This window comes from Rhodococcus sp. NPDC058505, from assembly GCF_042720095.1.
Taxonomy (GTDB): Bacteria; Actinomycetota; Actinomycetes; order Mycobacteriales; family Mycobacteriaceae; genus Rhodococcus_G.
The window spans coordinates 158,337-167,995 of sequence record NZ_JBHXNB010000007.1; the positions used below are offsets into that span (position 1 = coordinate 158,337).

Consider the following 9,659-nt stretch of genomic DNA (forward strand, 5'->3'; position numbering starts at 1 on the left):
GACCCGTCGCGGCCGCACGCGCCGCCGCGGAGTCGGTCCGTGATGGAAGGATGGTTCGCGCGGGGGCATCGACGACTCCCGTTCGCCGGTGGCCGAGCGGCCTCGCCGACGGCGAACAGTCGTGACAAAGGAATTCCGTGTCGTACCTATTGCGTGTCCAGCTACCCGATCGACCCGGCAGCCTGGGCGCACTGGCCGTTGCACTCGGTTCCGTCGGCGCGGACATCCTCTCCCTCGACGTGGTCGAGCGGGGCTCGGGGTTCGCCGTCGATGATCTCGTCGTCGATGTCGCGCACGGGTCGCTGCCGGACACCCTCATCACCGCGGCCGAGCACCTGTCGGGGGTGCGGGTCGACTCGATCCGCCCCTACACCGGCCTGCTCGACACCCACCGTGAGCTGGAACTGATCGACCAGGTCGCGACCGCCCGCGACGACCGTCTGCAGGTGCTGGTCGACGGTGCCGCCCGGGTGCTGCGGGTCAGCTGGGCGACCGTGGTCGGGGTCGGTCCGCACGGCGCGTTCCGGGTCGTCGGCAGCACGGGCGCCCCGGAGACGCATGCCGGTGACGTGCCGTGGATGCCACTGCGGAAGCCGACGATCCTCGACGGCGGCGCCGACTGGGTGCCGGGGATCTGGCGGGACATGGACACGACCCTCGCCGCCGCGCCGCTCGGCTCGTCGGGGCGGGTGCTGATGCTGGGACGCTCCGGTGGCCCGGAGTTCCGCCCGTCCGAGGTCGCCAGGCTCGGCTATCTCGCGGGCATCGTCGCGACCGTGTTGGGCTGATCCGCCCGACCGGTCAGACGATCTCGCGGACCAGGACGGTGAGGTCGGCGCCGGGCGCGGGCGCCCAGTCGCGTTCCGGGGCAGGCACGAAGTCGTTGCGATCGTAGATGCGGCGGGCCTCGATCATCTCGGGCTCGGTGGAGAGCACCACCGCCTGCAATCCGCGGTCGTATGCGGTGTCGAGGACGTGCCGGACCAGCGCCGAGCCGGCCCCCTTGCCGCGGGCCGCGGACGAGACCGCGAGCATCCGGAACTCGAGTTCGCCGGGCCGGGCCACGTCGGCGAACGGGCTGCCCGGTTCGGCGATGGTGACCGAGCCGACGACCTCGCCGTCCCATTCGGCGACCAGGACCTCGGCGTCCTCGGCTCGGGACGCGGTGTCGCGCAATCGCTCGACGTACGTGCTGGTCTCGGCGACGAATCCGCCCCCGACGTAGGAGTCGACGGTCAGCGCGGCCACGGCGTCGAAGTCGGCGGGGTCGGCGGGGCGCACGGTGATCATGGCGTCACTATCGCAGCACCCCGACACCGGCCTCAAGCACCTCGGACACGCAGGTCACGGCGCGTCGCCCCTCCCCCGAAGGCTCCCCCACCCCCGCCCAAACCGCATTGACCTGCACAAACGCAACCTGTGACGCGGCGGCGCGCACCCGCCCACGGCGGGTCCGGGCCGGCGCGTGATGTTCACCACCGGGCTCGCCGCGGTGTGAGGGCGTTCACCTTGCCGCGCGGCCGCCCGAAGCGGAAGCTGAAGTCGACTTCATCTGCCGGGAAGAGGGAGGCGCGGGTGCGCACCACGGATCTGCTGACCGTCGGCGAGGTGTCCGAACGCAGCGGGCTCGCGCCGTCCGCGTTGCGCTACTACGAGACCCAGGGCCTGATCGAGAGCACCCGCACGACCGGGAATCAGCGCCGCTATCAGCGCAGTGTGCTCCGCAAGATCGCGTTCATTCGGGCGGCCCGCGGCATCGGGCTCACCCTCGACGAGATCGCCGCCACGATGAGCACCCTCCCCGGCGGCCGCGCACCAACCCGGTCCGACTGGGCGCGGGTGTCCCGGAGCTGGCGTGGTCGCATCGAGGAGCAGATCGAGGCACTCGAGGCGCTCCGCGACGGCCTGGAGTCGTGCATCGGCTGCGGGTGCCTGTCCCTGCAGACCTGCGCGCTGTCCAATCCGAACGACGCCGCCGCGACCTACGGACCCGGCGCCGCCTTCCTCCCCGAGGCACTGCACCGCGACGACGGCGGTCACCACGGCCATCACTAGGGCCGAATCACGGTGCCGCCCATAGGATCCGGTGCGGACCCGCCGACGATCGGCGGGTCACCCGTCGGTGTCGGTGGGCGCGACGGCAGCGGGCCCACCGTCGAGCAGCCGAACGAATCCCGCCTCGTCGAGGATCGGCACCCCCAGCTGTTCCGCCTTGTCCGCCTTCGATCCGGGAGCGTCGCCGATGACGACGAACGCCGTCTTCTTGGACACCGATCCGGCCGCCTTGCCGCCGCGCTGCAGGATCGCCTCCTTCGCACCGTCCCGGGTGAACCCGACCAGCGACCCGGTGACGACGATCGACAGGCCCTCCAGCGTGCGCTCGATCGACTCGTCGCGTTCGTCCTCCATCGACACGCCCGCCGCGCGCCACTTCTCGACGATCCGACGGTGCCAGTCGACGCCGAACCATTCGACGACGGCCGCCGCGATCGTGCCGCCGACACCGTCGACCGCGGCGAGCTCCTCCACCGACGCCGCCTCGATCCGTGCCAGGCTGCCGAACGCCGACGCAAGCGCGCGGGCCGCGGTCGGGCCGACGTGCCGGATCGACAGGGCGACCAGCACCCGCCACAGCGGCTGCGTCTTCGAGCGGTCGAGGTTGTCGAGCAACCGCTTCCCATTCGCGGACAGCGTGCCCGCCTTGGTGGTGAACAGCGCCGTCCGCATCAGCTCGTCGGCGGTGAGGGCGAACAGGTCGCCCTCGTCCCCGATCACGCCCGCCTCGAGCAGCGCGGTCGCGGCCTCGTAGCCGAGGACCTCGATGTCGAATGCGCCGCGCCCGGCGACGTGGAACACCCGTTCCCGCAGCTGGGCCGGGCAGGACCGCTGGTTGGGGCAGCGGATGTCGGCGTCGCCCTCCTTCGCCGGGGCGAGCTCGGTGCCGCACTCCGGGCAGTGGGTCGGCATCACGAACTCGCGTTCGGTGCCGTCCCGCAGATCCACCACCGGGCCAAGCACCTCCGGAATCACCTCGCCCGCCTTGCGGATCACCACGGTATCCCCGATCAGCACGCCCTTGCGCCTGACCTCCGACCCGTTGTGCAGCGTCGCCAGGGACACCGTCGACCCGGCGACGGTGACCGGTTCCATGTACGCGAACGGGGTGACGCGGCCGGTGCGACCGACGCTGACCCGGATGTCGAGCAGCCTGGTGGTCGCCTCCTCCGGCGGATACTTGTAGGCGATCGCCCACCGCGGGGCCCGGGAGGTCGCGCCGAGCCTGCGGTGCAACGACATCTCGTCGACCTTGACGACCAGGCCGTCTATCTCATGCTCGACGTCGTGCCGGTGCTCGTCCCAGTAGCCGACCCTGGCAACCACCGCGTCCGCGCCCTGCACCCGCGCGGTGTGCGTGGAGACCGGCAGCCCCCAGGCGGCGAGGGCGGTGTAGCCGTCGTGCTGGCTGACCGGTTCGAAGCCCTCCGTGCGGCCGAGTCCGTGGCAGATCATCCCGAGCCTGCGCTTCGCGGTGACCGCCGGATTCTTCTGCCGCAGCGACCCGGCCGCGGAGTTGCGGGGGTTCGCGAACGGCGCCTTGCCCTCCGCCACGAGGGAGGCGTTGAGCGCCGCGAAGTCCTCGAGCCGGAAGAACACCTCGCCGCGCACCTCGAGCAGGGCCGGGATCGGATACTCCGTGCTCGCGGTGAGGGTGTGGGGGATGTCGTCGATGGTGCGGGCGTTCAGGGTGACGTCCTCACCGGTGCGGCCGTCACCGCGGGTGGCGGCACGGACCAGTCGTCCGTTCTCATACACCAGATTCAGGGCGACCCCGTCGATCTTCACCTCGCACAGGTAGTGCGGCGCCGCGTCACCCGGCAGCTCCCCCTCGATCCGTGCGATCCAGGCCCGCAGTTCGGCCTCGTCGAAGACGTTGTCGAGACTGAGCATTCGCTCGAGATGGTCCACGGCGGTGAACTCGGTCGCGAAGCCGCCGCCGACGAGCTGGGTCGGCGAATCGGCGGCCCGCAGTTCGGGACGCCGCTCCTCCAGGTCGGTGAGCTGCCGCAGCAACGCGTCGAACTCACCGTCGGTAATGGTCGGTGCATCCTTAACGTAGTAACGGAACTGATGCTCGCGCACCTCCTCCGCGAGCCGCTGCCACTCGTCGCGTTCCTCGGCGGTCGCTGACTCGACGTCTCGGTCGGGGTCGGCCGCAGCTGCCACGTTCTCCGTCACGCCAGAAAGGCTATCCCAGCCCACCGACACCCCGCCCCATGCGTTGAACGGGGGTTCACGTGCCACTTCCTGCGCCCGGATGGCCCATGAACCCCCATTCAATCCTTCGCGGTGAGGTCCGCGCCGTCGGCGAAGGCGCGCGCGATCTCGGCGGAACGGCGCAGCGCCTCGCGGGACCAGGCGCCGCTCGCGCCGGCAAGCCCGCAGGCCGGCGTGACGAGGACGCGCTCGGCGAGGGCGGAGCGGGGGAAGCCGAGACGGTCGACGAGGACCGCCGCGGGCCGGGCGAGTTCACGCCAGGACGGCGTCCGCTCCGGTGCCGCGGTCGGAACCAGGCCCAGCGCCAGCGACAGCCCGGAGTCGAGCAGTTCGCCGACCCCGTCCAGGTCCGCGGCCCGCAGCACACCCGCATCCAGCCCCACCATGGCTGCGCCGCTGCGGCGCAGCAGGTCCAGCGGGGGCGACGCGGCGCAGCAGTGCACGAGGACCGGGACCGGCACCGTCGCGATCGCCTGCTGGAGGACCGCGAGGGCCTCCGGTTCTGGCAGGGCTCGCGGCGTCTGCAGGATCGACACCCCGGTCAGCGTCCCGTCCAGCACCGACCGGAGTCCCGGCTCGTCGAGCTGGACCAGCACCGGGGAACCCAGGCGCCGCCGCACCTCGGCAACGTGCCCGCGCAGGCCCTCGGCCAACGATTCGGTGAGATCCCGGAGCGCACCGGGGTCGGTGAGCGCGCGGTGCCCCCCGACGAGTTCCAGCTGCGACGCCAGCGTCAGCGGTCCGACGGCCTGGACCTTCACCGGCTGCTCACTGCCGCGGTGACCGGCCAGCTCCCACGCCTCCTCGAGGGCGTCGAGGTCGCGGGCGAGCAGGTCCCGCGCGAGTCGGGTGACCGGTCCGGTCCGCTGCGCGACCCGGTAGCCGGTGGTGGAGGTGTCCAGCGGCAGGTCGACGAGCAGGGCCGCGGCCCGACCGATCATGTCGGCGCCGAGACCACGCGCAGGCAGCTCAACCAGGTGCGGCAGCTGCGCGGCCTCACCGACGACGACGGCCGCGGCCTTGCGCGGGTCGACGCCGGGCCAGGACCCTACTCCCGTCGCGACGCCGACCGGGAACACCGTGTCGGTCAACGCAATTCGCTGTCGGGCTCGCCCGAACCGCCGGCCCCGGCGATGGTGCCACTGCCGAGCACGATGTCACCGGCGGAGTCGCGGCGGTACAGCACCACCGCCTGCCCCCTGGCGACACCGGTCACGGGCTCGCGCAGTCGCACCTCGAGGCCGCCGTCGACCTGCTCCGCGACCGCCTCCGCCAGCCCGCCGTGCGCGCGCACCTGCACGGTGCACTCGACGGGACCGGCAGGCGCGGACCCGGACGTCCAGATCGGCCGCTCGGCGCGGATCGTCCACACCTGGAGGCGTTCCGCGGACCCGACCCGCACGGTCCCGGTGTCCGGTTCGATCGCGGTGACGTAGCGCGGGCGCCCGTCGGCGGCGGGTCCCGCGACACCGAGCCCCTTGCGCTGGCCGATCGTGAACCCGTGCACGCCGTCGTGGTCGGCGAGTTCGGCGCCGGTGTCGGCGTCGACCACCTTGCCCGGGCGCACCCCGATCTTCGCGCCGAGGAACGCCCGGGTGTCCCCGGACGGAATGAAGCAGATGTCGTGGCTGTCGGGCTTGTCCGCGACCGCGAGCCCGCGCGCGGCGGCCTCCTCCCGGATCCGCGGCTTCGGAGTGTCCCCGACCGGGAACATTGCGCGGGACAGCTGCTCGGCGGTCAGTACCCCCAGCACGTACGACTGGTCCTTGTCCGCGTCCACGGCGCGCCGCAGGACGCCGTCGGCGAGTCGCGCATAGTGCCCGGTGGCGACCGCGTCGAATCCGAGTGCCATGGCCCGGTCGGCGAGCGCGGCGAACTTGATCTTCTCGTTGCACCGCAGGCACGGGTTCGGCGTCTCCCCCGCCGCGTAGGCGGCGACGAAGTCGTCGATCACGTCTTCCTTGAACTGATCGGCGAAATCCCAGACGTAGAACGGAATTCCGAGCACGTCCGCGGCGCGGCGCGCATCGCCCGCGTCCTCCTTCGAGCAGCAGCCCCGCGATCCCGTGCGCAGGGTGCCCGGGGCCGTCGACAGCGCAAGGTGGACGCCGACGACCTCGTGTCCGGCCTCGACCGCTCGCGCCGCGGCCACCGCGGAGTCGACACCACCGCTCATCGCCGCCAGTACCCGCATCAGTGTGATCCTCTCGTGCCCTGAAGTCGCCGTGACCCGGCCCCGGCCATCCCCGCGGCGCGGGCCCGGTCGACGACCTGCGGCAGTGCCGCCAGCAACGCGTCGACGTCGGCATCGGTGGACGTGTGCCCGAGCGAGAAACGCAGCGACCCGCGCGCGATCCTGGGGTCGATCCCCATCGCGATCAGCACGTGACTGGCGCGGGCCACCCCGGCCGTGCATGCGGATCCGGTCGAACACTCGACGCCGGACGCGTCCAGCAGCATCAGCAGCGAGTCGCCCTCGCAGCCGGGGAAGGTGAAGTGCGCGTTGCCCGGCAGCCGGTCGGCTCCGAGCGGGCCGTTGAGCACCGCGTCCGGAACAACCGCCCGCACGCCGTCGACCAGCCGGTCACGCAGACGAGCGAGCTCCGCGGCACGGAACTCCCTGTCCGACACCATCGTCCGCAGTGCCGCCGCGGACGCGACGGTGGCCGCCGTGTCGAGTGTGCCCGCGCGCAGGTCCCGTTCGTGCCCGCCGCCGTGCAGCAGCGGAACGCACGGCACCTGACGGCCGAGGAGCAGCGCACCGGCCCCGTGCGGGCCACCGAACTTGTGCGCGGCCACGCTGAGTGCGGACAGTCCGCTTGCGGCGAAGTCGACCGGCAGCTGCGCGGCGGCCTGGACCGCATCACTGTGCATCGGCACGCCGAATTCTGCTGCAATAGACGAAAGTTCAGCGATCGGCATGACCGACCCGACTTCGTTGTTCGCCCACATGACGGTGACCAACGCGGTCTCGTCGGCGTGCGCCTCGAGTTCCCGGCGCAGATCCGCGGGGTCCACGCGGCAGTCGGCGTCGACCGGCAGCCAGGTGATCTCGGCGCCCTCGTGCGCGGCGAGCCACTCCACCGCGTCGAGCACCGCGTGGTGCTCGACGGTGCTGGTCACGATCCGCCTGCGTCGCGGGTCGGCGTCGCGGCGAGCCCAGTAGATGCCCTTGACGGCAAGGTTGTCGGATTCGGTACCGCCCGAGGTGAAGATGACCTCCGACGGCCGGGCCCCGAGGTCGGCGGCGATCGACTCCCGCGACTCCTCGACCCGGCGGCGGGCCGCCCGCCCGGAACCGTGCAGTGAGGACGCGTTGCCGACCGTGGCGAGCACGGCGCTCATCGCGGCGATCGCCTCCGGCAACATCGGCGTGGTTGCGGCGTGATCGAGGTACACCGGCGCGGATCGCGGTGCTGGCGCGCGATCGGGTTCACCGGCTCCGGTGGAGTGGGGGCGGGGCGAAGTCATGACCCGACCAGGATAGCCCGTCACCGATCGGGTGCCGGACGCCGACCGTGCAGGTAGGCGGGTTCAGGCGGCGACCGGTGAGCGGACCGCCCCCGCGGGGGGCGCCGCGTCGGCGGACGACGAACCGGTCGGGCTGCCGCCGTTCCGGAACGGTCCATGCCCGCCCCGGACGAGTCGCTCGCAGCGGGTCGCCAGTTCCCGCCGGTCGGTGCCGGGCCGTTGGAGCGGGGCCAGCCGGACGTCGATGTGCACGTCGCGCAGCCGGACCACCCGAACCAGCGAGCCGACGAGGGTCTGCTCGCCGACGAAGCAGGCCCCGGTCGCCGGCCCGCCCGGCCCGACGTACCGCAGCGCGACGGGGGCGACCGGTGTGCCCGCGTCGATCGCGGCCTGGAACAGGGCGGGCCGCAGGCGGCCACCGGCCCGCCCGCACCAGGTGGTGCCCTCGGGGAACACGACGACGCGCCGCCCTCGGCGCAGCAGCGCGGTGACCTCGTCGACGACGGCGGGCAGCGCACGCAGCCGCGCCCGGTCGATCGGCACCACCCGCAGGCGCCGGGTGAGCGGCCCGATCAGCGGCCAGTCGAGCAGGTCCGCGCGGGCGACGTAGGTGCCGGGGTCGACGGCGGTCAACGCGAGCACGTCCAGCCAGGAGACGTGTGCGGCGACGACGAGCACTCCCCCGGCGCCCGGGGCGGGGTCCCGCTCGTCGCGAACCCGCAGTCGCAGCCCGAGGATCCGCAGCACCGAACGGGCGTAGCCGCGATGCAGTCCGGATCGCCACCGCGGTGGCAGGGCCCCGGTAGCCACGAGAACCGGCAACCCGGACACCAGCACCGCCACCCCCACGCACCGGAGCCCGGTGCGCACCGGGCCAGCGCGGCGGCCGTGGTCGGTGACGCACCCGTCGCCGCACGGGCTGGACGGCATCCAGGCGTGGGTCATCGCACCGTCACCGGAACCGACCGCAGCCGCTGCAGGTAGCGCGGGTCGACGTCGTGCGCGCCGAGCAGCGCGACGAAGTCGGCGACGCCGAAGCCCGGGTCGTGGGCGGGCTCCCCGCAAATCCGGGCACCGAGCCGCAGGTAGCCGCGCAACAGCGGCGGCAGCACCGGCCGGGCGGTGGGCGCGGGCCCGGCCATCCCGGGGACCGGGCGCAGCGGGCGGACCCGACGATTCGGCGGGCTCGCGTGCTCGGCGAGCAGACGGTCGCGGACCGCCCGGACGTTCGCGCCGTCGTCCGCGTCGCCCGGCATCCGCATCGGCACCGACACGCACCCGAGCGCCCACCGGGGACCGGCGAGGTCGAGGTAATTCAGCATCCCCGCCCACATCATCGCGAGGACCGCCCCGTTGCGGTGCCCGGGGTGCACACACGCACGCCCCAACTCGACCATCTCGCCGTGCAGCGGGGCGAGGGCGGAGATGTCGAATTCCGTTGCGGTGTACCACCCCCCGGCCGCACGTGCGGCATCCGCGGTGAGTATCCGGTAGCAGCCGACGGTCTCATCGGTGATCTCGTCGCGTACCAGCAGGTGCTCGCAGTACTCGTCGAACCGGTCGGCCTCGCGTCCGTCGGCGGCATCATGGACGAATCCCGGCTCCGCGGCGAACACGGTGTGCCGCAACCGTTGCGCGGCATCCCGGTGTTCGCGGTCGGAGGACAGGTGCAGCGAATAGCGGCCGGTGGCCTGGACCTCGGTGACGGTCATGCCATCAGCGTCGACGCGGCGGGAGGCGTCCGGGCGTCACCGACGTGTCGCGTCGATGGCAGCGGGGTGAAGAAACAGCGGCGGCCCCGCCCCCATCGGGAGCGGGGTCCGATCCGCGCGCGTTCGGCTGCGTCACCACCGACGCCGACGACCGCGTGACGCACTTCCTGGAGAAGACGCAGGACCCGCCGACCGACCAGA

Annotated in this window: 9 protein-coding genes; 2 read left to right on the top strand and 7 right to left on the bottom strand. The window is 72.8% G+C overall.

The annotated features are described in order from the left end of the window. Positions 1-137 precede the first annotated feature (137 nt). Positions 138-788, top strand: coding sequence for an amino acid-binding protein (locus ACFWPA_RS08335; RefSeq protein ID WP_378506552.1), 651 nt, complete (start codon positions 138-140; stop codon positions 786-788). A gap of 13 nt (positions 789-801) precedes the next feature. On the opposite strand, the gene ACFWPA_RS08340 is transcribed toward ACFWPA_RS08335, so the two are convergent. Then, positions 802-1,290 (bottom strand): GNAT family N-acetyltransferase, encoded by a 489-nt coding sequence (locus tag ACFWPA_RS08340; protein WP_378506551.1) that lies wholly within the window; start codon positions 1,288-1,290, stop codon positions 802-804. 285 nt (positions 1,291-1,575) lie between these two features. Between ACFWPA_RS08340 and soxR the strand changes: the two genes are divergently transcribed. Beyond that, a complete protein-coding gene (gene soxR, locus ACFWPA_RS08345; RefSeq protein ID WP_378506550.1) occupies positions 1,576-2,055 on the top strand; it encodes a redox-sensitive transcriptional activator SoxR in 480 nt (159 codons plus the stop codon). Positions 2,056-2,112: 57 nt separating this feature from the next. Here the strand turns inward: soxR and ligA are convergent, their stop codons facing one another. From ligA to ACFWPA_RS08375, 6 genes are all read right to left on the bottom strand, one after another. After that, the gene (ligA, locus tag ACFWPA_RS08350; protein WP_378506549.1) at positions 2,113-4,236 is read right to left on the bottom strand and encodes an NAD-dependent DNA ligase LigA; all 2,124 of its coding nucleotides are present in this window, start codon (positions 4,234-4,236) and stop codon (positions 2,113-2,115) included. A 98-nt stretch (positions 4,237-4,334) separates the two neighbouring features. Then, on the bottom strand, positions 4,335-5,366 hold the full coding sequence (locus ACFWPA_RS08355; RefSeq protein WP_378569972.1) for a methionine synthase: 1,032 nt from the start codon (positions 5,364-5,366) through the stop codon (positions 4,335-4,337). After that, positions 5,363-6,469: a tRNA 2-thiouridine(34) synthase MnmA gene (gene mnmA, locus ACFWPA_RS08360; RefSeq protein ID WP_378569973.1), complete on the bottom strand. Its 1,107-nt coding sequence runs from the start codon at positions 6,467-6,469 to the stop codon at positions 5,363-5,365. Before mnmA ends, ACFWPA_RS08355 begins: the two co-directional genes overlap by 4 nt. Then, entirely contained in the window at positions 6,469-7,746 is a 1,278-nt protein-coding gene (locus ACFWPA_RS08365) for a cysteine desulfurase family protein (RefSeq protein WP_378569974.1), read from the bottom strand. Before ACFWPA_RS08365 ends, mnmA begins: the two co-directional genes overlap by 1 nt. Before the next feature lie 63 nt (positions 7,747-7,809). Then, positions 7,810-8,691 carry a lysophospholipid acyltransferase family protein gene (locus ACFWPA_RS08370; protein WP_378569975.1) on the bottom strand — a complete coding sequence of 294 codons (882 nt, stop codon included), beginning with the start codon at positions 8,689-8,691 and terminating at the stop codon, positions 7,810-7,812. After that, a complete protein-coding gene (locus tag ACFWPA_RS08375) occupies positions 8,688-9,458 on the bottom strand; it encodes a GNAT family N-acetyltransferase (protein WP_378506544.1) in 771 nt (256 codons plus the stop codon). Before ACFWPA_RS08375 ends, ACFWPA_RS08370 begins: the two co-directional genes overlap by 4 nt. Between the last annotated feature and the right edge of the window lie 201 nt (positions 9,459-9,659).

What these genes read in the sequence shown, in the direction of transcription:
- ACFWPA_RS08340 (WP_378506551.1), bottom strand. Translation starts at nt 1,290, where the DNA reads ATGATCACCGTGCGCCCCGCCGACCCCGCCGACTTCGACGCCGTGGCC.
- mnmA (WP_378569973.1), bottom strand. Translation starts at nt 6,469, where the DNA reads ATGCGGGTACTGGCGGCGATGAGCGGTGGTGTCGACTCCGCGGTGGCC.
- ACFWPA_RS08365 (WP_378569974.1), bottom strand. Translation starts at nt 7,746, where the DNA reads ATGACTTCGCCCCGCCCCCACTCCACCGGAGCCGGTGAACCCGATCGC.
- ACFWPA_RS08370 (WP_378569975.1), bottom strand. Translation starts at nt 8,691, where the DNA reads ATGACCCACGCCTGGATGCCGTCCAGCCCGTGCGGCGACGGGTGCGTC.
- ACFWPA_RS08375 (WP_378506544.1), bottom strand. Translation starts at nt 9,458, where the DNA reads ATGACCGTCACCGAGGTCCAGGCCACCGGCCGCTATTCGCTGCACCTG.